This window comes from Pseudoflavonifractor sp. MCC625 (genome assembly GCF_018784545.1).
Lineage (GTDB): Bacteria > Bacillota > Clostridia > Oscillospirales > Oscillospiraceae > Pseudoflavonifractor_A > Pseudoflavonifractor_A gallinarum.
On sequence record NZ_WQOJ01000010.1, the window covers coordinates 1 to 21,897 of the forward strand.

The window sequence follows — 21,897 nt, forward strand, 5'->3', positions numbered from 1 at the left end:
CACCGTGAGTTTTTCAAGTTTTGAACTATTATCTCATTTCTGACGGTGAGATGATAGGCGGGTGATTATTAATCACTTACAAAATAAAATAAATAAATTTGAAATGTTTGAAAGTGAATGCCCAGTACTAAACAGTCAAGAATTAATAAATGAATTTTATGATGATAGTACAGGATACAGTGTAAAAAGATTAAAGCATTTTGATGTCGGAGATATGTTTTTTGTAAAAGATATAATCTCTAATATCACATATGATTCAAACACTAATGTATCTATTATCTGTTTTGGAGAAAATGAACATTGCTTTGAATGGCCATTTATTGGAGATTTAAGAGATCGATTTAATATTGGAGAAAAATTGACTTTTAAATTTAAAGTTTGCGAAGAGTATAATTCTGGAGAGTATGCATTTGAGTCATTAAACTATTTTGTTGATAGTTATGAAGAGATTAGCAAAAACAGTGCTGTAAGTATAGATAACTATATTGTTACTTAAAATGGAGAATTTATTCTTTGCAATATGGGTATTCGGTTACTATTTATTACTTATTAAAATATTTAACCTAATAATTATATTGCCTCCAGGTCCAGGTGCAGCTGTGATAGGCATGATAGCATTATTTGTTATTTTTATTATTAGTGTTGTATTGGCACAGGTTACAACAAACAGTCTTCCTAAAAAGTATTGGTTTCTTTTTCTTTTACTATTACTATTAACACTATATTTTTTATAAGTTTAGAAGCTATCATACTTTTGTACCTGGAAAATAGAATACTAAATTTTCGGAGAGACGATATAATGAAAACAATGTGATAATGATTGAAGAAAATAAAAAACTAACGATTGGATATAGCGGCAAGTATTAGGTCATCTATACTCAATACTCTAAATTGGGTCCCGGGCTCCCGATATGGAGACCGGGACCTTTTCCCCAATATCCGGGATAAGGGAGGGAGTTTCGTGTTCTACGACACCATTTCCAGACTCAAACTGAACGTTGCGCTGAACGAAAAAGAATGTGGAGTCCCGCCGTTCGGTGCGGCGGAAAAGAAGGCCTTGCGTCAGGCGAAACAGGCGGAGGAGGCCTTTCGACGGTCGAAAGGCTATCCGCCCAATACGTTCTGGGGAAAAGTGAAAGCGCTGTTTTTGCGGCGCAGATAGTGGACAACTCGTATCCGGGTACGGGGGTGAGCTGGTATGAAAGGGACTGTATGGCGTACCCGGTGCGGACGGGAGCTTCTGGCCGTCGGGCTTCTTTTGGCGGGTATGCTGCTGTTCGGGCTGGTGCGCTGGGAACAGGACCGTGGGAAGGCGATTTTCTTCGACTCCTCCTATGAGCAGGTCATTCCCCTCACCTGGGAGACAGGAGAGCTGACCGGAAGAGAGATCATTTCCGCCTTTTATGACCATGAGACACGGACCTATGAGGTGCGCCTCCGGCTCCCCGGCCGGGACGGCAATGTCTACTGGCCCTTTGGTGCAGAGGAACATCCGATTCTGACGGTGGATGACCGACAGGTGGAGGATTATTTGACTGTCCCCCATACGACCATTTGGGGAAAAGACGTGTATCTCCTCTTCTCCGACGTGGAGTTGGCCCCGGAGGCGGTCATCACAGTGGGGGAGGAACAATGCACGCTCTGTCCAGTGGAGGAGTGAGTGCCGGTGAAAGGAAATGGATGGAGTAAGTGGTGCCTTCCGCTGGCCCTGGCAGCTGGAATCCTGCTGGGGGCAGTTCTCTTCCCCGGCCGGGCCAAATGGGAGCAGATGGAGGGAAGTCTGCGGGCCAAATTCCATCAGGAGCTGCGGTATGCCGCCTTTTCCGGCGGACAGCTGACCGAGGATATGTCCCCCGTGGAGCGAGTGGAGTTGCTGAGGGACACACAGCGGCATGTGCAGGCGCTGTTGCTGTTCTGGGAGCTGACGCCGTCGCCGCCCTATGAGACCTTGAAACACACGGAAGAGCGGAAACTGAGCAAAGAGGAATTCGGCACAGTCACCGCATTTTTATGGAATTATAATCTGCTGCTGGACCGCGTACTGGAGGCAGAGGAGCCAGAAGCGAAATTGGAGGCGCTGGCAATGGAAGGGGCCAACGCCCTCGGCGCGTCCGTGGATCCCGGCGGTACCGCGCATATTGACTGGCTCTACGATGCGGTCATGGAGGAGAAGCTTGCCGTCCGTTTAGAGCAAGGATTAAGTGAATGAAAAGAGCCACCCGGCATTGCCGGGCGGCTCTTTTGTCTATCCATATCTTATTTTCCCAGACGCTCCGCAATGACACGGGCCACCTTGACGCCGGAGGCGCCGGCCTGGGCCAGGCCGCGGGTGACACCTGCGCCGTCGCCGATGGCGAAGAAACGGGGCAGCGCGGTCTCCAGCTCGCCGGAGAGGGCCAGGCGGGAGGAGTAGAATTTGACCTCCGCGCCGTAGAGGAGAGTGTCGTAGTTGGCGGTACCGGGGGCGATCTTGTCCAGCTGGTAGATCATCTCGATGATGTCGTCCAGCTGCCGCTTGGGCAGGGCCAGGCTCAGGTCGCCGGGAACGGCGGCGGTGAGGGTGGGCCGGACAAAGGACTTGCTCAGGCGGTGCTCGTTGGTACGGATGCCCGCAACCAGGTCGCCGAAGCGCTGCACCAGCACGCCGCCGGCCAGCATGTTGGACAGAGAGGCGATGTGCTTGCCGTAGCGGTAGGGCTCGTTAAAGGGCTGGGTGAAGCGGTTGGAGACCAGCAGGGCGAAGTTGGTGTTCTCGCTGCGCAGCTTGGGGTCGGAATAAGAGTGGCCGTTGACCGTGTTGATGCCCTCCACGTTCTCGGCCACCACATGACCGTAGGGGTTCATGCAGAAGGTGCGCACCTGATCGCCGTACTGCTTGGTGCGGTAGACCAGCTTGGACTCATACACCACGTCGGTGATGTGCTCAAAGACCTTGGCGGGGAGCTCCACCCGTACGCCGATGTCCACCTGGTTATTGATGAGCTCAATCCCCAGGCCCTTGCACTGGTTGGCAAACCACTCCGCGCCGGAACGGCCGGGGGCAGCGATGAGCCAGGTGCAGTCCACCTCGTCTCCCTTGTCGGTGATGAGGCGGTAGCCCTCTTCCCCGCGGTTCTCGATGGTGGTGACGGCGGTGTGGAAGCGGTACTCCACGTGCTCCTTCACGGTCTCATAGATGCTCTGGAGGATTTTCAGGTTGTTCTCGGTGCCCAGGTGCTTGCAGCGGGCCTGGAGGAGATGGAGGTCATGCTCCAGGGCGCGCTTCTCCAGCGCACGGGCCTCGGGAGTGGTGGTGGAAAAGACCTCGGTGGTGGCGCCGTGCTGGACGTTGATGGTATCCACATAGTCGATGAGGTCCATGACCTCTTTCCCGTCCATAAAGTCGGTGAGCCAGCCGCCGAAAGCGGTGGTAAAGTTATACTTGCCGTCGGAGAAGGCGCCCGCACCGCCAAAACCGCACATGGTATCGCAGATCTTGCAGTGAATGCACTCCTTCACTTTGCCCGCCACGATGGGGCAGCTGCGGGTGTAGATATCGGCGCCCTGATCCAGGGTGACCACCTTGAGCGCGGGGTGGCGGCGCATCAGCTCGTACCCGGCGAAGATTCCGGCCTCGCCGCAGCCGATGATGGCTACATCGTATCTTGTGTTCATGTGCGTTCGTTCCCTTTTCTCAAATTTCCGGAGAGCTGTACATACTCTTCCAATTTGCTATTATAACAAAAAATGAGAGAAATGACAAGAGGAAACCAGAGGCCTGTATGAACTATGCTGTGGCCTCCGTGGTGAGCTCAATACCGGTGTAATACCAGGTCAGGATTTCCTCGTAGGTCTTCCCCTCCTTGGCCATGGCATTGGCCCCGTACTGGCTCATGCCCACGCCGTGGCCGTAGCCGGTGACTGAGAAGGTGATGGTATCCGCCGTTGTGGAGATGGTAAAGCTGGTGGAACGCAGCGCGAAGAGGGTGCGCATCTCATTTCCCGAGGTGGAGACTCCGCCCACGGAGATGGACTCCACCCCTCCGGCGGAGTTGAGCTGGGGCGCGCCGAACCAGGAGGACGGGTCCCCCTCCAGCACGGCGTCCGGATGAGCGGCGAGAAATTTCGTCTTGAAGTCGGCGGCGCTGACCTCCACGGTGGAGTGGTAATTGGGCACCTCCTCCCCCTCGGGGGACTCCACACTGGTGAGATAGGGGACGGAATTGCCCCAGACCTCCACGGCGTCCACGGTTTTTCCGGCGGCCGAGGAGAAGAAGACCGCGTCAATGAGCTGTCCATTGTACTTGGCCACCACGCCGTCCGTTCCAGCCACGGCGGCGCGGATCTTGGCGGTGTAGACGTCGGCGTTTTCGCCCCAGTTGGAGGCGGCCTGTTCGGGCTCGATATAGGCCTGACAGCAGGTATGGTCGGTACACACGTCGGCATCCGGATGGGCCTGGGAGGAGTGTTCCATCTTCCGCATAGCGTAAGTACGGGCCGCAACAGCCTGGGCCTTGAGGGCCTCCAGCTCAAAGGAGGCGGGCATCTCAGCGGCCACCACATTCCAGAGATAATCTCCCATGGACATGGTGCTCACCGTCCCGTCAGAGAGCTGGACCTGGATCTGCGTCCCGGTGTCCAGCTCCCCGGAGGGGACGGGGGATACCACTGTGTGGTCCAGGGGAAGAGAGCCGTCCTCCTCCTGAGACTGGAGCGGGTCCCCCCGGAGCAGCAGAAGGGGAAGCAGGAAAAAGAGCAGGAGCAATATGAGGGCTGTGGCCGCCACTTGTTTCATAGGTAGACCTCCGTCGCAGTTAGGTAGTGTGGAAATGCGTTGACTGTCTTACTTTAGTGTGATAAAATAAACAAACATACTTGCGCAAAGGAGCATAGAACCATGGAGGGAAAAAAGGACAATGGCATGGACTTTGTTACCAGTCTATGCGAGGAATACCGGGCCCATAACTACATTGACCCGTCCTACTATGAGCGCTGGGGGGTCAAGCGGGGCCTGCGCAATGCCGACGGCACCGGCGTTCTGGCGGGCGTGACCCAGATCGGCAATGTTCTGGGCTACTATGTGCAGGATGGTGAGCGCTATCCCATGGACGGCAAGCTCATCTACCGGGGCATCAATGTGGAGGAGCTCATCGACGGCTTTATGCGGGAGGGCCGCTTCGGGTTTGAGGAGACGGCCTATCTTCTCCTGTTCGGGGCGCTGCCCGACCGGACGCGGCTGGAGGAGTTCAAGCAGGCTCTGAGCGACAATCATACCCTGCCCAAAATGTTTACCGAGGACATGATCCTCAAGGCGCCCAGCCCTGATGTGATGAATAAGCTGGCCCGCTCGGTGCTGGCCCTCTATTCCTACGACGACAATCCCGACGATCTCTCCCTGGCCAATCAGCTGCGGCAGGCCATCCAGCTCATCGCCCGGGTACCGGTCATCGTGGCCCACGCCTTTGCCGTGAAGCGGCACTACTACAATGACGAGAGCCTCTATCTCCACCGGCCCCAGCCCGGGCTGAGTGTGGCGGAGAACTTCCTCTACTCGGTGCGCCATGACAACCGCTTTACCGAGCAGGAGGCCCGTCTGCTGGACCTGTGCATGGTCCTCCACGCTGAGCACGGCGGCGGCAACAACTCGGCCTTTGCCTGCCGGGTACTCTCCTCCTCCGGGACCGACATGTACTCGGCGGTGGCGGCGGCGGTAGGCTCCCTGAAGGGCCCCCGCCACGGCGGCGCCAACAAGAAGGTCATGGAGATGTTCCGGTATATCGAGTCCGATGTGAAAGACTGGAAGGACGACGAGGAAGTTAAGGATTACCTGGGAAAGATCCTGCGCAAAGAGACGGGAGACCGCTCCGGCCTCATTTACGGGATGGGACACGCCATCTACACCCTGTCCGATCCCCGCGCCGTGCTCCTCAAGAAATTTGCCCGGGAGCTGGCCGAGACCAAGGGTATGCTGGATGAGTTCCAGCTCTTCGAGGCGGTGGAGCGCCTGACCCCGTCGGTGCTGGCCGATGTGAAGGGGGACAAAAAAGTGGTATGCGCCAACATCGATCTCTACTCCGGCTTTGTCTATAAGATGATGGGCATCCCGGAAGAGCTCTACACGCCCCTCTTTGCGATGGCACGTGTGGTAGGCTGGTGTGCCCACCGGCTGGAAGAGGTGGGCGGCAGCGCCAACCGGATCATCCGTCCCGCCTACAAGGCGGTGGCTCCTCTGCGCCCCTTTGTCCCGCTGGACCAGCGGTAATTTGGGCTGCAAAACACTTCGGATACACTGCGGCGGGCCATTCGGCCCGCCGCTTTTCTGCCGTTATGCCTGGATGGAAGGGGCATCGTAGAGGGGGAGTGTGATTACAAAGCTGGTAAAGCGGCCGTTGGACTCGGCCCGGATGGTACCGCCGTGGCGCTCCACGATCTCCTTGGCGATGGCCAGACCCAGCCCCGCGCCCCCCGTCCGGGTGGAGCGGGCGGCGTCCAGCCTGTAAAATTTCTGGAAAATATTTGCCAGCTCCCCCTCCGGGATCTCCAGCCCCTCGTTGGAGATGTGGATCTCCACCTGTTGGCCGTCCCGGAGGGCAGAGATGCGGACCTCCCCGCCGGGGGTGCTGTAATTGACCGCGTTGCGCAGGACGTTGTCAAAAACCCGGACAAGCTTGTCCGGATCACCGAGCACCACAAGGTGGTGCTCGATCTCCGTTGTGCACCGGAGTTCTTTCTCCGCGAAAATGGGGTAAAACTCATCGGCGATCTGCTCCAGCAGCATGGTGAGCTGAATGGGGACCATGGAGTCGGGGTCGGCCCCCAGATCCATGCGGGTGATGTCAAAGAATTCCCCCAGCAGCTCCTCCAGCCGCTGGGCCTTTTCCAGGGCGATACCGGTGAATTTGCTCCGCTGCTCCGGGGTCAGATGGGGATCGTCGTGGAGCAGGGTGAGGTAGCCCACCACGGAGGTAAGGGGAGTCTTGAGATCGTGGGCCAGAAAGGAGATTAGATCCTGCCGGCGCTGTTCCACCGCTTTGGCACAGGCCTCCCGGGCCTGAAGCTGCTGCCGGATGGCGTTGAGGTCCTTTTCCAGGGGAGCGAGCTCCTTGGGAAGTGAGACCTCCTGGTCGGAGAGGTCGGCGATCCGGGCCGTGGCGGAGCGGATCTGGTCCAGCCAGCGGGTAAAGCGTCCCATGGCCAGATAAAAAGCCACAAGCATCAATAAAAACAGGAAGAGCATGACCCACTCCCGCTTATAATTGCGGATGTACAGCTGATAGGCGTCCAGAGATGCGGCGGTGCTCTGCCCAAACAGGTGAGTGGCGATCCAGACAAAGAGCTGGGCAAAGGGGTCCTGGAGAAAGCCATCAATCAGCACGTCCTCCAGAAAGAGCCCTACGGCGCTGGCCACAGCAGCGCCCGCCACCACCACCAGCAGCATACGAAGTTTCAGACGGGTATAGCGCTGTTCTGACATGGGAGACCTCCTATTTCAACATGCGCCTGAGTAACAGCCTTTATTATAAAACGGGGAGGGGAAACTGGCAAGGGAGAGCCCACCCGGAGTCCTTCCACAAAAAACTGCGCTACCCCGTGCTTTTTGTGGGAGAATATGATATACTTATAAACTCGAGGATATTTCCATAGACATAGGCTGGAATGCTTCGGAAAGGAGCCTGACATGCAGAAAAAAATCGTATATCCTGCGCTGGCGGTCCTTCTGGGCGGCGTGGGCTTTGCGCTGCGCCGCTGGGAGCTGGCCACCGCCTTTGAGGAGACAGGGCTTGTGACGCCTGGCATGCCATCCACACTGGCCCTGATCGCCCTTTCGGCCATAGCAGGGATCCTGTGCGCACTGCTGGGATGGAGCCGGCGCAACGTCGATTATGGAGATTATGACACGGCCTTTGCCGCCAAGGACTGTTCGCTCTTTATGGGGGCGGTGGTCCTCTCGGCCTTCCTTCTGCTGGGGGCGGCGGCACTGAAACTGACGGGAATCCCCACGGCCTACCGTGAGGCAGCCGCTCTGGCCGCCCAGGGCAGCGGAGGAAATCCGGCGCTGACCATGCTGCTGCCCATTCTGATGGCGGCGTTGAGCGCGGCGGCGGGGATCTGTGTCCTGGTGACCGGCCGCAACGCTTACCGGGGGGAGCCCACGGGGAAATACAGCTCCCTGGTGCTCATGCCCGCCTATCTGTGCTGTGTGTGGCTTATTGCGGCCTATCAGAACCGGGCTGCCGACCCGGTGATCCAGGACTATATCTATGAGCTGCTGGCCATCATCTGCGTCCTGCTGTCGGTATATTATCTCTCCAGCTTTGCCTTTGAGACTTCCAAGGCAGGCCGGGCTCTGTGCTTTTCCCTGCTGGCAGTCTATTTTTCCATGACCACGCTGGCCGACGCCCATGACTGGGCCACGATGGCGCTGTATGGATTCGGCATTCTCTACCCCTTGACCATGTCTGCCGTCCTCCTCTCCAAGACGGGAAAACCCCGGGAGAAGAAGGGCGCGGGTGATACAGAAGAAACGGAGGAGACCCCCAATGAAGGATAAGAACACATTTTATATCACGACCCCGATCTACTATCCGTCGGACAAGCTTCACATCGGCCACACCTACTGCACCGTGGCCACCGATGCCATGGCCCGCTATAAGCGCCTCCAGGGCTACGATGTGATGTTCCTCACCGGAACCGATGAGCACGGCCAGAAGATCGAGGACAAGGCCAAGGAGGCCGGTGTCTCCCCCAAGGAATTCGTGGACAACATCGTGGAGGGGCCCCGCGGCGTACTGGACCTGTGGAAGCTGATGAACATCTCCAACGACCGCTTCATCCGCACCACCGACGGCTATCACGAGCAGGCCGTGCAGAAGATCTTCAAAAAGCTCTATGAGCAGGGGGACATCTATAAGGGCAAGTATGAGGGCAAGTACTGCAAGCCCTGCGAGTCCTTCTGGACCGAGACCCAGCTGGTGGACGGCAAGTGCCCCGACTGCGGCCGCGAGGTGGTGGACGCCCAGGAGGAGGCCTATTTCTTCCGCCTGTCCAAGTATGCCGACCGCATTCTGGACCTGCTGGAGAACACGGACTTCCTGGAGCCCCGCAGCCGTGTCAATGAGATGGTGAACAACTTCATCAAGCCCGGTCTGGAGGACCTGTGCGTCTCCCGCACCTCCTTCTCCTGGGGCGTGCCGGTGGACTTTGATCCGGGCCATGTGGTCTATGTGTGGATCGACGCCCTCTCCAACTACATCACCGCCCTGGGCTTTGACAACGACGCCCACCAGGACTATGAGAAGTACTGGCCCGCCGATGTCCACTTTGTGGGCAAGGAGATCGTCCGCTTCCACTCCATCATCTGGCCCGCCATCCTCATGGCGCTGGGTGAGCCCCTGCCCAAGAAGGTCTACGGCCACGGCTGGCTCCTGCTGGACGGCGGCAAGATGAGCAAGTCCAAGGGCAATGTGGTGGACCCCTACCTGCTGGCCGAGCGCTACGGAGTGGACGCCCTGCGCTTCTTCCTGCTGCGGACCTTCCCCTTCGGCACCGACGGCAACTTCTCCAACGAGTCCCTCATCAACACCATCAATGTGGACCTGGCCAACGACCTGGGCAACCTCCTCAGCCGCACCGTGTCCATGGTGGGCAAGTACTTTGAGAACGGTCAGCTCCCCGAGGAGCAGACCGGCGACGCCCTGGACGACGAGATCGTCTCTATGGCCTCCACGCTGCGGGACCGGTACGAGCAGGCCATGGAGCGCTATGCCTTCCAGGATGCCCTGGCTGAGGTCTTCAAGCTCATCGCCCGGGCCAACAAGTATATTGACGAGACCGCGCCCTGGGTGCTGGCCAAGGACGAGGCCAACCGGCCCCGCCTGGCCCGGGTCATGTATAACCTGCTGGAGTGCCTGCGCATTTCCGGTGTGCTCCTCAGCCCCTTCATGCCCGACTCCTGCACCAAGCTCTTTGGGCAGATCGGCGCCTGCGCCGAATGCACCACCTGGGAGAGTGCCGGCAAGTGGGGCTCCCTCCCCGCAAATGTGCGGGTGGAGCGGGGCGAGAACCTCTTCCCCCGCATCGACATCCAGAAGGAGCTGGCCGAGCTGGAGAAGGCCGCGGAGGAGGCCAAGCGTGCCGCACTGCCCCCGCTGGAGACTGAGCCCCTGCTGGAGGAGACGGTGGACTTTGACAGCTTCTGCAAGAACGACCTGCGGGTGGTCAAGGTAAAGGACTGCCAGGCGGTGAAGAAGAGCAACAAGCTCCTCAAGTTCACGCTGGACGACGGCACCGGCACCGACCGGCAGATCCTCTCCGGCATCGCCATGTGGTACAAGCCCGAGGAGCTCATCGGGAAGACCCTGGCCGCCATCGTGAATCTGCCGCCCCGCAAGATGATGGGCCAGGAGAGTCAGGGTATGCTGCTCTCCGCCGTCCACACCGAGCGCGGTGAGGAGCGCCTGAACCTCATCATGCTGGACGACAAGATCCCCGCCGGCGCCAAGCTGTGCTGATCGAGACGACCATATCACAAGAAAACCCCCGCCCCGGAAATCCCGGGGCGGGGGTTTTGTATCGCTGCGAACCGTGCGGAAGGTTATCTGCCGCGCATGGTCAGGATCTCGTCCAGCAGAGCGTGGGCCACCTGGTCCTTGGAGAGCAGGGGCAGGGCCTTCTCTCCCTCCTGCGAGAGCAGGGTGACCCGGTTGGTGGAGCCGCCGAATCCGGCCCCCTCCTCCTTGAGGTTGTTGGCCACGATCAGATCCAGGTGCTTCTTGACCAGCTTTTTGCGGGAGTTTTCCACCATGTCGCGGGTCTCCATGGAAAAGCCGCAGAGGAACTGACCGGGGGCCTTGTGCTCTCCAAGCCAGCCCAGGATGTCCTGGGTGCGCTCCAGCGCCAGGTTGAGATCGCTGCCGTCCGCCGACTTTTTGATCTTGTCCCCGGACACGACCGCAGGGCGGTAGTCAGCCACGGCGGCGGCCTTGATGATGATGTCCTGAGTGCCGGCGCGGAGGGTGACCGCCTCAAACATCTCCTGGGCAGAGGTGATGTCCACCGTCTCCACATAGGCCGGGGGCTTCAGCGCGGTGGGGCCGGAGACCAGCGTGACCTGGGCGCCCCGGGCGGCGGCGGCCCGGGCAATGGCATAGCCCATGGTGCCGGTGGAGTGGTTGGTGAGGTAGCGTACCGGGTCCAGACTCTCCCGGGTGGGGCCGGCGGTGACCAGCAGACGCAGGCCCTCCATATCTCTGGGGTGGACCAGCGCGTGGAGGACACTCTCCAGCAGGTCCTCGGGCTCGGGCATCTTCCCAAGGCCCACCGCGCCGCAGGCCAGACGTCCGGCTGCGGGGGTGAGGATCTCCCAGCCGTAGCGGCGCAGAGTCTCCAGATTGTCCTGCGTCACCGGGTTTTCATACATCCGGGTGTTCATGGCCGGAGCGGCAATTTTGGGACAGTCGCAGGCCAGCACGGTGGTGGTGAGCATGTCGTCGGCAATGCCGTGGGCCAGCTTGGCCAGTACATTGGCGGTGGCGGGAGCGATGAGGACCAGGTCGGCCTGGTCAGCCAGAGCCACATGCTCCACCTGATAGGTGTGGTTGCGGTCAAAGGTGTCGGTGACGGTGCGGTTGCCCGTCAGATGCTCAAAGGTCAGCGGGCCAATGAACTCTGTGGCGTTCTTCGTCATGATGACATGTACGTTGCAGTGCTGCTTGACCAGGGCGGAGGCCAGGGCCGCGGCCTTATAGCAGGCGATGCCGCCCGTGACGCCCAGCAGCACGGTTTTTCCTTTCAGCATGGGAATTCCTCGATTCTGCCCGGGAGGGCCATTCTTCCCGGATAGTATAGCAAATGCCGGGCAAAGTGTAAACGGTCTGGTATAAATTTGGGCAGATTCCTTGCATTTTGCCTCTGGATTGGCTATAATGGGAACCGCCTTGGGCCAAAACGATCCGCTGTACCCGACATGGGACGGCAGGAGAGAACAGAGGAGCCCCGGGCACAACAAAATTTGCGCTGTATCTCCCCAGGAGGAGAACGGCAGCAGGAGGTTTTACAATTGAATGTACGTATGCAAGCAGCTCCCAACCGCACGGCCCGCAGTGCAGCGGTGAGGGACATGGTGGTACTCGCCCTGTTTACCGCCATCGTCCTGCTCATGGCCGCAACCCCCATCGGGCTCATCGACCTGCCTCTCATCAAGGCCACCATTCTCCATGTCCCGGTCATCATCGGGGCCATTGTACTGGGGCCCCGGCAGGGCGCCTTCCTGGGCGCCGTGTTTGGTCTGACCAGCCTGGTGAAGAATACCATGGTGCCCGGCGTGCTGTCCTTTGCGTTTTCGCCCCTCATTCCGGTGCCCGGTACCCAGCACGGAAGCGTGTGGGCCCTTTTTATCTCCATGGTGCCCCGGATGCTCATCGGGCCTGTGGCCTGGGGCGTCTATACCCTGCTGCATAAGCTGCTGGGCCGCAAGGCGGGGGCGCGCACCGTGGAGGCGGCGGTGGCCGCGGTAGCGGGCGCCTTTACCAATACCATCCTGGTCATGGGTACCATCGGTCTGGTGTTCCGTCAGGCCTATGCCACGGCCTATAATCTGCCGGTCAATGAAGTGATCGGCGTCATCATGGGCGTGGTGGCCGTCAACGGTGTGCCTGAGGCGGTGGCTGCCGCCGTACTGGTGCCCGCCGTGGCGCTGCCCCTGCAGAAGGCCCTGAAGCGGGATACGATGTAAGAGAGAAGGAGAACGGGATACATGATCTTGGCACTGGATGTGGGCAATACCAATACGGTGGTCGGCGGCTTTGAAGGAAGCACCCTCCGCTTTAGTCTGCGGATGCAGAGCGACCGAAACAAGACGGTGGACGAATACGTCCTCCTGCTCCGGGGACTGCTGGCGGAGAAAGAGGTGGATCTCTCCGGCGTGGAGGGCGGAATCATCTCCAGCGTGGTGCCGGAGCTCCGCTATGTGCTGGGCAAGGCCATGGAACGCCTGACCGGCAAGACCTTCCTGGTGGTGAGCAACCGTCTGGACCTGGGCGGCATCCAGATCAAGATGGACATTCCCGGGCAGGTGGGTGCCGATCTGCTGGTGGATGCGGCGGCCGCCCTCTCCCTCTATCAGCCCCCGCTGGTCATCTTTGATATGGGAACGGCCACCACCATGTCGGTGCTGGACCGGGAGGGCAGCTACATCGGCGGTGTGATCATCCCGGGGCTGCGCCTCTCGATGGACGCCCTCTCCGGGCGGGCCGCACAGCTCCCTTTCATCAATCTGGAGGAGCCGCCCGAGCACCTCATCGGCAAAAACACCGTGGACTGCATGAAGGCAGGCGCCATTTACTCCAACGCCGCCATGCTGGACGGACTGGTGGACCGGGTGGAGGAAGAGCTGGGCGAGAAGGTGACCGTGGTGGCCACCGGCGGCCTGATGGGCGTGGTGCTCCCCTTCTGCAAGCATGAGATCCACTATGACGAGAACCTGCTCCTGATCGGTCTTTTGAAGCTCTACGAGCGCAATTCCTGACGATACGAAAAAGTCCGGCGCCGCATATGCGGCGCCGGACTTTTTTATTCCTGTGGAGTCTATCTCACAGAGTAGGCTCGGGCGGGAGCTCCTCCGGTGCGGCGGAAGTGACCTCCCGGGAGAGCAGGGTGCGGTAGCTCAGTTCGATTCCCAGCGCGCCCAGAGGGGCGGTGACCAGGATGGCGATGACCGCCACGGTGAGCACGATTTCCCCGCAGCCCAGCCCCATGGCCAGCGGCACACCCCCAATGGCGGCCTGGACCGTGGCCTTGGGCAGGTAGGAGAGAATGCAGAAGAGCTTCTCACGGGGCGAGAAGCCGGATCCCAGCAGGCACACACAGACCCCCACCGCCCGGAAGCAAAGGGCGCCCAGAACGGTGATCACCGCCATAGCGCCGGCCGCGGCGGCATAGCGGACGTCCACCTCGGCGCCTACCAGGACGAACAGGATGACCTCGGCCCCCACCCAGAGGGTGGAAAAAGCGCCCGAGAGGGCCTTGGCGCACGCCTTGGAGCGGCGCTGGAGGCCGATGCCGGTCCCCATGACAGCCAGAAGGCCGGAGAAGGGGATGAGCCCTTCCAGTCGATTTTCGCCCTCTACCAGCAGGAAGGCCAGGGACAGCAGGAGCAGCACCTGCACCGGCAGACGCAGGGCGGGGCGGTCCAGCCAGCGGGCAAGCCCCGTGCCAAGCCCCAGTCCGGCGGCCAGCCCCAACACGATGGAGACCGGCACGGAGAGGAGCGCGACGGGGGAGAAGCTGCCGCCCTGTGCCATGCCGGTAAAGGCGGTGAAGAGCACGATGACGAAGACATCATCCACCGAAGCGCCGGCCAGAATCAGCTGGGGGATGCTCTTTTCTGCGCCCCAGCCCTCGTCCATCAGGCGGATCATCCGGGGAACGATGACCGCCGGGGATACGGCGGCCACCACTGCGCCCATAATGGCCGCGTCCAGCGTGGAGATGCCCAGCAGCCGGGGAGCCAGCAGCACCATGCCGAAGATCTCAAAGCAGGCGGGGACAAAGCACATGAGAAGGGCGGGACGGCCCACCCGTTTCAGATCGGCCAGATCCAGGGAGAGGCCCGCCCGGGTGAGAATGATGATAAGGGCCAGCTGCCGCAGATCGGCAGAAATGGAGAGCATAGAGGAGGAGAGCAGGTTCAGCTGGGAGGGCCCCAGCAGGATGCCCACCAGGAGCATGCCCAGCAGACCGGGCAGGTGGAGCTTCTGGGCCACGGCCGAGCCGAAGAACCCCAGAAGCAGGATGAGCGCGAGACTTGTCAGCATGAGAATACCGTCCTTTCCAGAATTTGGAGCGCAAAAAAGGCTGATGCCTCCTGCGCTTGGCAGAAGTCATCAGCCGTAATGGCGGTTTTACCCGACGGGCGGGCCAGGGAGAACTTCATTCCCTCGGTGTGTCAGTATACTCCCGAACGGGGCGGCTGTCAAGCCCTCCAGCCGTAGAGACACAGCCCCGGCTTGATGTGGGGAAAGTGGAGGATCTCCTCCAGGGTGAAGCCGCATTTCTCAGCCAGACGGCGGGAGGCGGTGTTTTCTTCCACAATGAATCCCGCCAGTGTGGAAAAGCCAAGCTCCACCGCCTGCGCCTGGAGGGCGCGCACGGCGGCCGCGCCGTATCCCTGTCCCCAGGCGTCCCGGGCCAGGAAGAGGGAGACCGAGCGGCGGGTGTCCTCATGGTCCCCCAGTTTGAGGGCGGCCACCCCCGCGGAGCGGCCGCTCACAGCGTCCACAATACGCCAGGCCAGGTTGCCCCCCGTGGTGTAGGACTGGGCCAGCTCGTCCCCCTGGGCGGGATCGGTGAGGGGGGAGAAGCGCATATACCGGGCCACCTGGGGATCGGAGCCCAGCTCATAGAAATAGGGCCCGTCGGCCGGGGTGAGGGGCTCCAGACGGATGGCAGGACTCATCTCCGGCCCTCCCCGCTTCCACCCCGGCATAGACGGCGGAAAGCGGCCGGCTCTTTGGCGGAGAAGGTGCGCTCCTCGCCGGTGCGGGGGTCCACCAGGGTGAGTTCATGGGCGTGGAGGCACAGACGGCCCAGCGGGCGGCTCTGGGCCCCATACTGCCGGTCTCCGGCGATGGGATGGCCCAGGTCGGACATGTGGACGCGGATCTGGTTCTTGCGCCCGGTCTCCAGGTCCACCTCCAAAAGGGCATAGCCGCCCCCGGAGCAGAGGACCCGGTAGCGGGTAATAGCCTCCTTGGCGTCCCGCCCCGGCGCGCCGGAGTAGACCAGATGGGTGCGGGTCTCCCGCAGATAGGAGCGGATGCGTCCCTCGGACTCGTCGGGCACCCCCTCCACCAGGGCACGGTAGCCACGGCGGCGGACCCGGCCCTCCCAGTCCTCCTGGAAGGCCAGCTTGGTCTCCTCGTTTTTGGCAAAGAGCACCACGCCGGAGGTGTCCCGGTCCAGGCGGTGGACGATAAAGACCCGGCCGTTCTTCTCCTTTTCCCGCATGTAGTCGGTGAGGATGTGGTAGGCGGTGCGGATCTTTTCCTTCTCGTTGGCGATGGTGAGGAGCCCGGCGGGCTTGTCAATGACGATGATGTCCTTGTCCTCATAGAGCACCGGGAAGGGGAGGGCGGGAACCTCCTCCCGGGCCTGCTTGGGGGCGAGACTCACCCGGTCGCCGGGAGCCAGAGGGTGGTCAAAGCGGGTGAATACCTTTCCGTTCACCCGGAACTGTCCGGAGGAGAGCATGGATTTGATGTTGTTGCGGGACTTGCCCTTCACATGGGAGAGCAGGAAGGGGAGCAGGACGCCGTCCTCCTCCACGGTCCAGGTCAGGGGCGCGGATTGTTTTGGTTCTCTCACAGCTGAGTCTCCTTTTCATTATCTTCCCGCTGGTAGACGCGGGTGTAGACCTGGACGCCCCAGGCCTGTCCGTTGCGAATGTGGAAGCGGCAGCGGCCCACTACCTGCCCCTCTTCATCCAGCTGCTGGAACCAGGTGCCGCCGCACCAGAGCAGCCGGCGCTTGGTTCCATCCTGGTCCACCGAGAGTGCTCCGTCCTGGCAGGAGACCGTCCAGTGGACCGGCACTCCCTCATGGCAGACATAGTGCCCGGTGAGGAGCTCTGGCTGGGAGAAGGTCCCGCCGGCGGGGTGGAGCCAGCGGTGGTCGGCCTCCAGCGGCCGGCCGGTCACCGCGTTGTAGAGAGCCCACAGGAGGTCGGTCACATCCACCTCACCCTGGTTGCACAGCACCGCAAAGCCGTAGTTCTCCCCTTGCAGGTAGCCGCCCTCAGAGGAGACCCCGTGGAGGCCGCCTGAGTGCTCGCAGTACACATGCCCGTCCAGAAGGCGCTTGTTGAGGCCCAGGCAGTAGAAGGCCTTCTCCTGGGTGGGGAAGGCCGGTCCGGCCAGCTTCTCCACCGCCCCGGCGGGGAGGCACTGCACCCCATCCAACACGCCGCCGTTGGAGAGGCACTGATAATACCGGGCCATGTCGTGGGCAGTGGAGCGGACACAGGCGCTCCCCCGGAAGGGAGGCAGGGCGGACCACACCTCATCCCAGTAGAGCTGTCCCTCATCATCTAGGTCAAAGAGGGCGGAGATGTTTCCCTTGGCCAGGACCTTGGCCTCCTCGCCCGCGATGTCCATCACCGAGCGCTCCATGCCCAGGGGGCGGAAGACCCGCTCCTGCAAAAACTGCTCCAGCGGGATGCCGGCGGCCTGATCCACCACATAGGAGAGGATGGCATAGCCCTCGTTGGAGTAGCTCATGATCTCACCCGGCGCGCCCAGAGTGGGGTAGCGGCCCTGGGCGATGTAGTCGATGACCTCTTGGATGGTGGACATGGCATTGGGGGCCGAGGCCTGGAGGGTGCGGGCCCACTTGCTGTCGCGGCCGGGGGTATTCATGGCAATGGACCACTCCAGCGGCTCCATGGGCGGGATGCCGGAGGTGTGCATGGCCAGGTGCCGGAGAGTCACCTCCTCCCGGGCGTTGCCGGGCACCTGGAAGGTGGGAAAATAGCGGACCACCGGGTCCTCCAGAGAGAGCTTCCCCTCCTCCTCCAGCATGGCCAGGGCCAGGGCAGTCATGGATTTGCTCATGGAGGCCACGCCGAAGATGGTGTCGCCGTCCACGGGGAGGAGACCCGCTCCGTCCCGATGGCCGTAGCCCTTGGAGAAGAGCACGCCCTCCGGCCCGCGGATACAGACCGCCACACCGGGGAGCTTGCGCTCAGCGATCTTCTGTTCCAGAAAACGGTCCAATGCCTCTGTGTTCCACTTCATGTCAGTCAGGCCCCTTTCCTCGGCGGATAAAAGAAAATGTCCCAGAACCGTGTGGTCCTGGGACATTCATGGTGGAGACTACTGGACTCGAACCAGTGACCTCCTGCGTGTGAAGCAGGCGCTCTAACCAGCTGAGCTAAGCCTCCAATTGGCGGGAGCGATTCCTCTCCCGTCGTGGTGACGCGTACGGGAATCGAACCCGTGTTACCGCCGTGAAAGGGCGGTGTCTTAACCGCTTGACCAACGCGCCAAGCGAAGGTCTGAAACAGACCTGTGGTAGCGGTACCTGGATTCGAACCGGGGACACTGCGGGTATGAACCGCATGCTCTAGCCAACTGAGCTATACCGCCTTTTCAGCAGCCCCTCGAAACAGGGCAGGACTTAGTATAGACGAAAACCTTCCATTTGTCAACTGGTTTTTTCAAAAAACTTTGGATTTTTTTTGCCTGCTCCGGACCGGCCTGTGCCGGCCCGGAGCAGATCCGTTTAGGGGAGGGGAACGGAGAAGGACTGGATCCCCATATAACCGGGGGCAATCTCATATTTCTCAAAGAAGAGGACCGGATTTCCGTCGGCATCCAGATAGAAGGCCTGGTCATCGGTCACGCCGGAGAAGCCGCCCTGATCCTGGGTGAAATAGACCGCATCCTCCTCCGCGGTGCGGCGGGCCATCTCGTCGCGGATCACCTGGTCACACCGTTCCTTCCAGTCAGGGCCCAGAAGACCGGGAAGGGTGAGCTCGGTCCCGGTGGTCAGATCCAGGTTGTAGGTATAGATCTCGGTATAGGCGCTGGCCAGGGTTTCCGTCTTGTAGATTACGAAGGACAGATACTGCTGGTTGGAGCATTTTACCTCATAGTCCACATCGATAATAATAGGGGTAAAATCCTCGGCCCGGCCTCCGGTGGCCACAAAGGCGTCCCGGGTCTCCCGGGCGCGCTCCTCCGCCTCCTCCAGGACCTGGTCAATGCGGGTGCGGATCTCAGTGTTGATGCGCTGTTCCAGATCGGTATTGCCGGTGTCGGTCAGTGCGGGGAGACGGACATCGATGAGATGTTCCCGGTCGTTGATCTGATACTGCTCCACCGTGACGATCCGGGCCAGGTCTCCCAGAACAGGGAGAGAGGACACGGCGCTGGCAAAGGCAGGGCTGCCGTTGACCAGCAGGCAGAAGCAGGCGCAGGCGGCCAGACCGGCCCCCCATCCCCTCCGAAGGGTCCGGCGGCGCAGATACCGGCGATTGCCCCGGCGCACCGCGGACTCCGTCGCAAAGGAGAGGTCTTCCGGGATTTCAATGGCCTCGTAGCGCTCCTTGGCTTCCTTCCAATGCTCATGCATCCATATCATCCTCCTCGGTCCATTCTTTCAGATGTTTGAGCCCCTTGTAGAGCCGGGACTTGACCGTGTTGAGATTTGCACCGGTGACCCGGGCGATCTCCTCCAGCTTCAGATCTTCAAAAAAGCGCAGGCGGATGACCGTCCGCTCCTTTTCGCTGAGCTTTTCTATGGCGTCGTAGAGATCCAGCCGGGCGCCGGGATCGCATTCGGGTGCGGCCTCCTGTTCCAACTGCTCCTCCAGCGGGACCAGCCGCTTCCCTTGGCGGAACCAGGTGATGCTTTCATTGACCAGAATGCGGTAGAACCAGGTTTTGACGTAGGCGGGCTCCCGCAGGGAGTCGGCCTTGCTGAGGGCTTTGACGATACTCTCCTGTACCACGTCCAATGCGGCATCCCGATCCTTGACATAGCTATAGGCCAGACGGTAGAAGTCGGCCTGATGGGCCAGGATATACTCGGTGAGAACGGCGCGGCGATCCAAAGCGGAACTCATGGCGCTCCCTCCTTCCCGGCATCGAAGGCTACGGTGTGGGTCTGGAGGTAGGAGAGCCATTTCTCATAGGCGTTGGGGAAGAGATGGATCCCATCGCTGCTCTCCTGGGCGGGCAGCGTACCGGATGCATCGGCAAACTGGGACCAGATATCCAACAGAAAGAGCTCCTTCTGCTGGGCCAGAAGCTGAAGCTTCTGATTATAAGCAGTGATTTTTGCGTTGGTGAAAATGCCCTCATTCGATTTCCGGCTGGTCACCGGGAGCAGGGTCTGAAGATAGATCTGGGCCTGTGGCTGGAGCTGCCGGATCTGATCGATCAGCTGGGCATACTGGAGGTAAAACCCCTCCGGACTGCGCCAGCCCAGATCGTTGAGACCAAGGCCCAGATAGAGCTTGGAAAAGCGCTGCTCCTGAAGGGCCTCCAACGCGCTCAGGCGCTTCCCATGGCTGGGAAGGAAGGCCTTGCTCCGGGCCGTCTGGAGGTTCATGCCTCGATAGGCCAGGCGGCCGGCCGGCCGCACCTTGGTATAGAGAAGCAGGCCCTCGGTCCGGGAATCTCCCAGAAAGGCGGCATCGGAAAACCAGTCCAGAGAAACAGCCTGGGAGGCTGGTACCGGCACGGCATAGTCATAGGCGGGGGGCGCAGGGGTGGCCGTGGGGGAAGGGACCGGCGGGAGTGTGGCAGGCGGGACCAAAGCAGTTGGCGGGGCGGAAAGGGAGGGCGAGGGGGCCGCCGCAGGAGTTGGCCGGCTGTCATATGGGGGAGAAGGGTGGGAGGCCGCAGCGGCCAGCGTGCGGGAAACCACCGAAAAACTCCCGGCAAGGGTCAGAAAAAAGGCGCACAAAGCCAACGCCCCCAGGCATCTGGGTGCGTACGAGCGATATGTGTGACCTCTGCGCGGCATTTTCTACTTCCCTTCTGGTTTTGTGTGACTATCGATTAGACGCGGGGAGTGGGGAAAAAGTTTGCTGCAATTTCCTGTGTCCACTCTTGCAAGGTGGGGTGCTGTGGGTTATAATGCGTTAGTATATTAAATCGAGAAACGTAGGATGGTATCCCGTGTCCCGATGGATAAAAGGAGATGTTCGTATGGAAAAGACCGTCATCCCGGCGGGCTATGCCCCCTGCCTCAACCTGTATGATACCCAGAAGGCCATCGGCCTTCTCAAGCGTTTTTTTGAGGACGCACTGGGAGGCGCGCTCAATCTGATGCGGGTCTCCGCCCCACTGTTTGTCGAGGCGGCCACCGGCCTGAACGACGACCTGAACGGTGTGGAGCGGGCCGTCACCTTTGACATCCCCTCCGCGGGCCGGGACGCCCAGGTGGTCCACTCTCTGGCCAAGTGGAAGCGTATGGCCCTCTACCGGTATCAGTTCTCGGTGGGAGAGGGACTCTACACCGACATGAACGCCATCCGGCGGGACGAAGAGCTGGATAACCTGCACTCGGTCTATGTGGATCAGTGGGACTGGGAGAAGGTCATCGCTCCCCGGGACCGGAACGTGGAGTATCTGAAGCAGACCGTACGCACCATCGTCAAGGCCATGTGTGAGACCCAGACCACCCTGCGCTCGGTCTACCCCCGGCTCACCGCGCTGCCTGCCCTGTGCCCGGAGGTGAGCTTTGTCACCACCCAGGAGCTGGAGGACCGCTGGCCCAATCTCTCCCCCAAGGAGCGGGAGAACGCCTGGGTGAAGGATCATCCCACCACCTTCCTCATGCAGATCGGCGGCGCGCTCAAGTCGGGTAAGCCCCACGACGGCCGTGCTCCCGACTATGACGACTGGAACCTCAACGGCGACATTCTGCTGTGGAACCCGGTGCTGCAGAAGGCCTTTGAGGTCTCCTCCATGGGCATCCGGGTGAGCCCCGAGGTGCTGGACCAGCAGCTCACCACCGCCGGCTGCGATGAGCGGCGCTCCCTTACCTTCCACAAGCTCCTGCTGGAGGGCAAGCTTCCCCTGACCATCGGCGGCGGCATTGGCCAGTCCCGTCTGTGCATGCTGCTCCTGGGCAAGGCCCATATCGGCGAGGTGCAGGCGAGCGTGTGGGACGGAGAGACCATTGCGGTGTGTCAGGACGCGGGGGTTATCCTGCTGTAAAGCCGGGATGGGCCTTGCCCAGACCAAGTGTTTTGCCTTGGCAAAACCTTGCCGCAGGGGCGATTCACTCGCCCCGAGGAAGGAAAATGGGACCCCGCCCGGCATGAATGCCGGGTGGGAACAAGGCCCATATCGGCGAGGTGCAGGCGAGCGTGTGGGACGGAGAGACCATCGCGGCGTGTCAGGACGCGGG

Annotated in this window: 21 protein-coding genes, 3 tRNA genes and 1 riboswitch; of the genes, 10 read left to right on the forward strand and 14 right to left on the reverse strand. The window is 60.6% G+C overall.

From position 1 onward, the window contains the following. Positions 1 to 61 precede the first annotated feature (61 nt). From GPK94_RS02925 to GPK94_RS02940, 4 genes are all read left to right on the forward strand, one after another. Positions 62 to 496, forward strand: a complete 435-nt coding sequence (locus GPK94_RS02925; RefSeq protein WP_215654353.1) for a hypothetical protein — start codon at positions 62 to 64, stop codon at positions 494 to 496. Positions 497 to 961: 465 nt separating this feature from the next. Next, positions 962 to 1,162 carry a hypothetical protein gene (locus GPK94_RS02930; RefSeq protein WP_215654355.1) on the forward strand — a complete coding sequence of 67 codons (201 nt, stop codon included), beginning with the start codon at positions 962 to 964 and terminating at the stop codon, positions 1,160 to 1,162. 36 nt (positions 1,163 to 1,198) lie between these two features. Further along, complete coding sequence (locus GPK94_RS02935) at positions 1,199 to 1,660, forward strand: hypothetical protein (protein ID WP_215654357.1); 462 nt, start codon at positions 1,199 to 1,201, stop codon at positions 1,658 to 1,660. A 6-nt stretch (positions 1,661 to 1,666) separates the two neighbouring features. Next, a complete protein-coding gene (locus GPK94_RS02940; RefSeq protein WP_215654359.1) occupies positions 1,667 to 2,209 on the forward strand; it encodes a hypothetical protein in 543 nt (180 codons plus the stop codon). A 47-nt stretch (positions 2,210 to 2,256) separates the two neighbouring features. Here GPK94_RS02940 and GPK94_RS02945 read toward each other — a convergent pair whose 3' ends face one another. Together GPK94_RS02945 and spoIID are read right to left on the reverse strand one after the other, a co-directional pair. Then, on the reverse strand, positions 2,257 to 3,654 hold the full coding sequence (locus GPK94_RS02945) for an NAD(P)/FAD-dependent oxidoreductase (protein ID WP_101692299.1): 1,398 nt from the start codon (positions 3,652 to 3,654) through the stop codon (positions 2,257 to 2,259). Between the two features lie 112 nt (positions 3,655 to 3,766). After that, positions 3,767 to 4,774 carry a stage II sporulation protein D gene (gene spoIID, locus GPK94_RS02950; RefSeq protein ID WP_215654361.1) on the reverse strand — a complete coding sequence of 336 codons (1,008 nt, stop codon included), beginning with the start codon at positions 4,772 to 4,774 and terminating at the stop codon, positions 3,767 to 3,769. A 102-nt stretch (positions 4,775 to 4,876) separates the two neighbouring features. Between spoIID and GPK94_RS02955 the strand changes: the two genes are divergently transcribed. Next, positions 4,877 to 6,241 carry a citrate/2-methylcitrate synthase gene (locus GPK94_RS02955; protein ID WP_186963086.1) on the forward strand — a complete coding sequence of 455 codons (1,365 nt, stop codon included), beginning with the start codon at positions 4,877 to 4,879 and terminating at the stop codon, positions 6,239 to 6,241. Between the two features lie 63 nt (positions 6,242 to 6,304). Here the strand turns inward: GPK94_RS02955 and GPK94_RS02960 are convergent, their stop codons facing one another. Next, positions 6,305 to 7,453, reverse strand: a complete 1,149-nt coding sequence (locus GPK94_RS02960; RefSeq protein ID WP_252192498.1) for a HAMP domain-containing sensor histidine kinase — start codon at positions 7,451 to 7,453, stop codon at positions 6,305 to 6,307. A 204-nt stretch (positions 7,454 to 7,657) separates the two neighbouring features. Between GPK94_RS02960 and GPK94_RS02965 the strand changes: the two genes are divergently transcribed. Next, complete coding sequence (locus GPK94_RS02965; protein ID WP_215654363.1) at positions 7,658 to 8,530, forward strand: hypothetical protein; 873 nt, start codon at positions 7,658 to 7,660, stop codon at positions 8,528 to 8,530. Continuing rightward, positions 8,520 to 10,490, forward strand: coding sequence for a methionine--tRNA ligase (gene metG / locus GPK94_RS02970; RefSeq protein ID WP_101692295.1), 1,971 nt, complete (start codon positions 8,520 to 8,522; stop codon positions 10,488 to 10,490). The genes GPK94_RS02965 and metG overlap by 11 nt, the downstream gene beginning before the upstream one ends. Before the next feature lie 83 nt (positions 10,491 to 10,573). Here metG and coaBC read toward each other — a convergent pair whose 3' ends face one another. Continuing rightward, the gene (gene coaBC, locus GPK94_RS02975; RefSeq protein ID WP_215654365.1) at positions 10,574 to 11,776 is read right to left on the reverse strand and encodes a bifunctional phosphopantothenoylcysteine decarboxylase/phosphopantothenate--cysteine ligase CoaBC; all 1,203 of its coding nucleotides are present in this window, start codon (positions 11,774 to 11,776) and stop codon (positions 10,574 to 10,576) included. 261 nt (positions 11,777 to 12,037) lie between these two features. Here coaBC and GPK94_RS02980 point away from each other — a divergent pair, with 261 nt between their 5' ends. Both GPK94_RS02980 and GPK94_RS02985 read left to right on the forward strand, forming a co-directional pair. Next, on the forward strand, positions 12,038 to 12,712 hold the full coding sequence (locus GPK94_RS02980) for an ECF transporter S component (protein WP_235964123.1): 675 nt from the start codon (positions 12,038 to 12,040) through the stop codon (positions 12,710 to 12,712). 21 nt (positions 12,713 to 12,733) lie between these two features. Beyond that, entirely contained in the window at positions 12,734 to 13,504 is a 771-nt protein-coding gene (locus tag GPK94_RS02985) for a type III pantothenate kinase (protein WP_101692292.1), read from the forward strand. A gap of 64 nt (positions 13,505 to 13,568) precedes the next feature. On the opposite strand, the gene GPK94_RS02990 is transcribed toward GPK94_RS02985, so the two are convergent. The 10 genes from GPK94_RS02990 to GPK94_RS03035 all read right to left on the reverse strand — a co-directional run bounded on the left by GPK94_RS02990 (position 13,569) and on the right by GPK94_RS03035 (position 20,445). Beyond that, positions 13,569 to 14,792, reverse strand: a complete 1,224-nt coding sequence (locus tag GPK94_RS02990) for a cation:proton antiporter (protein WP_215654367.1) — start codon at positions 14,790 to 14,792, stop codon at positions 13,569 to 13,571. A 53-nt stretch (positions 14,793 to 14,845) separates the two neighbouring features. Further along, a riboswitch (Fluoride riboswitch) is annotated at positions 14,846 to 14,924 on the reverse strand. A 26-nt stretch (positions 14,925 to 14,950) separates the two neighbouring features. Then, positions 14,951 to 15,433, reverse strand: coding sequence for a GNAT family N-acetyltransferase (locus GPK94_RS02995; RefSeq protein ID WP_180956804.1), 483 nt, complete (start codon positions 15,431 to 15,433; stop codon positions 14,951 to 14,953). Continuing rightward, the gene (locus GPK94_RS03000) at positions 15,430 to 16,341 is read right to left on the reverse strand and encodes an RluA family pseudouridine synthase (RefSeq protein ID WP_346727977.1); all 912 of its coding nucleotides are present in this window, start codon (positions 16,339 to 16,341) and stop codon (positions 15,430 to 15,432) included. The genes GPK94_RS02995 and GPK94_RS03000 overlap by 4 nt, the downstream gene beginning before the upstream one ends. Next, positions 16,338 to 17,768, reverse strand: coding sequence for a serine hydrolase domain-containing protein (locus GPK94_RS03005; RefSeq protein WP_215654369.1), 1,431 nt, complete (start codon positions 17,766 to 17,768; stop codon positions 16,338 to 16,340). Before GPK94_RS03005 ends, GPK94_RS03000 begins: the two co-directional genes overlap by 4 nt. A gap of 69 nt (positions 17,769 to 17,837) precedes the next feature. Next, positions 17,838 to 17,914 (reverse strand) — tRNA-Val (locus tag GPK94_RS03010). Positions 17,915 to 17,943: 29 nt separating this feature from the next. Next, positions 17,944 to 18,018, reverse strand: a tRNA-Glu gene (locus tag GPK94_RS03015). Positions 18,019 to 18,042: 24 nt separating this feature from the next. Continuing rightward, positions 18,043 to 18,119 (reverse strand) — tRNA-Met (locus GPK94_RS03020). A gap of 136 nt (positions 18,120 to 18,255) precedes the next feature. Beyond that, positions 18,256 to 19,107, reverse strand: a complete 852-nt coding sequence (locus GPK94_RS03025; RefSeq protein WP_215654370.1) for a DUF3298 and DUF4163 domain-containing protein — start codon at positions 19,105 to 19,107, stop codon at positions 18,256 to 18,258. Then, positions 19,100 to 19,600 (reverse strand): sigma-70 family RNA polymerase sigma factor, encoded by a 501-nt coding sequence (locus tag GPK94_RS03030; protein ID WP_215654372.1) that lies wholly within the window; start codon positions 19,598 to 19,600, stop codon positions 19,100 to 19,102. The genes GPK94_RS03025 and GPK94_RS03030 overlap by 8 nt, the downstream gene beginning before the upstream one ends. Beyond that, positions 19,597 to 20,445, reverse strand: coding sequence for a GDSL-type esterase/lipase family protein (locus tag GPK94_RS03035; protein WP_215654374.1), 849 nt, complete (start codon positions 20,443 to 20,445; stop codon positions 19,597 to 19,599). The genes GPK94_RS03030 and GPK94_RS03035 overlap by 4 nt, the downstream gene beginning before the upstream one ends. 245 nt (positions 20,446 to 20,690) lie before the next feature. On the opposite strand from GPK94_RS03035, the gene asnA reads away from it, so the two are divergent. Further along, on the forward strand, positions 20,691 to 21,704 hold the full coding sequence (asnA, locus tag GPK94_RS03040; protein WP_215654376.1) for an aspartate--ammonia ligase: 1,014 nt from the start codon (positions 20,691 to 20,693) through the stop codon (positions 21,702 to 21,704). Positions 21,705 to 21,897 lie beyond the last annotated feature (193 nt).

Coding starts and splice junctions, on each gene's coding strand:
- GPK94_RS02935 (WP_215654357.1), top strand. CDS start 1,199: ATGAAAGGGACTGTATGGCGTACCCGGTGCGGACGGGAGCTTCTGGCC.
- GPK94_RS03005 (WP_215654369.1), bottom strand. CDS start 17,768: ATGAAGTGGAACACAGAGGCATTGGACCGTTTTCTGGAACAGAAGATC.
- GPK94_RS02955 (WP_186963086.1), top strand. CDS start 4,877: ATGGAGGGAAAAAAGGACAATGGCATGGACTTTGTTACCAGTCTATGC.
- GPK94_RS02985 (WP_101692292.1), top strand. CDS start 12,734: ATGATCTTGGCACTGGATGTGGGCAATACCAATACGGTGGTCGGCGGC.
- GPK94_RS02995 (WP_180956804.1), bottom strand. CDS start 15,433: ATGAGTCCTGCCATCCGTCTGGAGCCCCTCACCCCGGCCGACGGGCCC.
- GPK94_RS02965 (WP_215654363.1), top strand. CDS start 7,658: ATGCAGAAAAAAATCGTATATCCTGCGCTGGCGGTCCTTCTGGGCGGC.
- coaBC (WP_215654365.1), bottom strand. CDS start 11,776: ATGCTGAAAGGAAAAACCGTGCTGCTGGGCGTCACGGGCGGCATCGCC.
- GPK94_RS02960 (WP_252192498.1), bottom strand. CDS start 7,453: ATGTCAGAACAGCGCTATACCCGTCTGAAACTTCGTATGCTGCTGGTG.
- spoIID (WP_215654361.1), bottom strand. CDS start 4,774: ATGAAACAAGTGGCGGCCACAGCCCTCATATTGCTCCTGCTCTTTTTC.
- GPK94_RS02945 (WP_101692299.1), bottom strand. CDS start 3,654: ATGAACACAAGATACGATGTAGCCATCATCGGCTGCGGCGAGGCCGGA.
- GPK94_RS03030 (WP_215654372.1), bottom strand. CDS start 19,600: ATGAGTTCCGCTTTGGATCGCCGCGCCGTTCTCACCGAGTATATCCTG.
- GPK94_RS03025 (WP_215654370.1), bottom strand. CDS start 19,107: ATGCATGAGCATTGGAAGGAAGCCAAGGAGCGCTACGAGGCCATTGAA.
- GPK94_RS02990 (WP_215654367.1), bottom strand. CDS start 14,792: ATGCTGACAAGTCTCGCGCTCATCCTGCTTCTGGGGTTCTTCGGCTCG.
- asnA (WP_215654376.1), top strand. CDS start 20,691: ATGGAAAAGACCGTCATCCCGGCGGGCTATGCCCCCTGCCTCAACCTG.
- metG (WP_101692295.1), top strand. CDS start 8,520: ATGAAGGATAAGAACACATTTTATATCACGACCCCGATCTACTATCCG.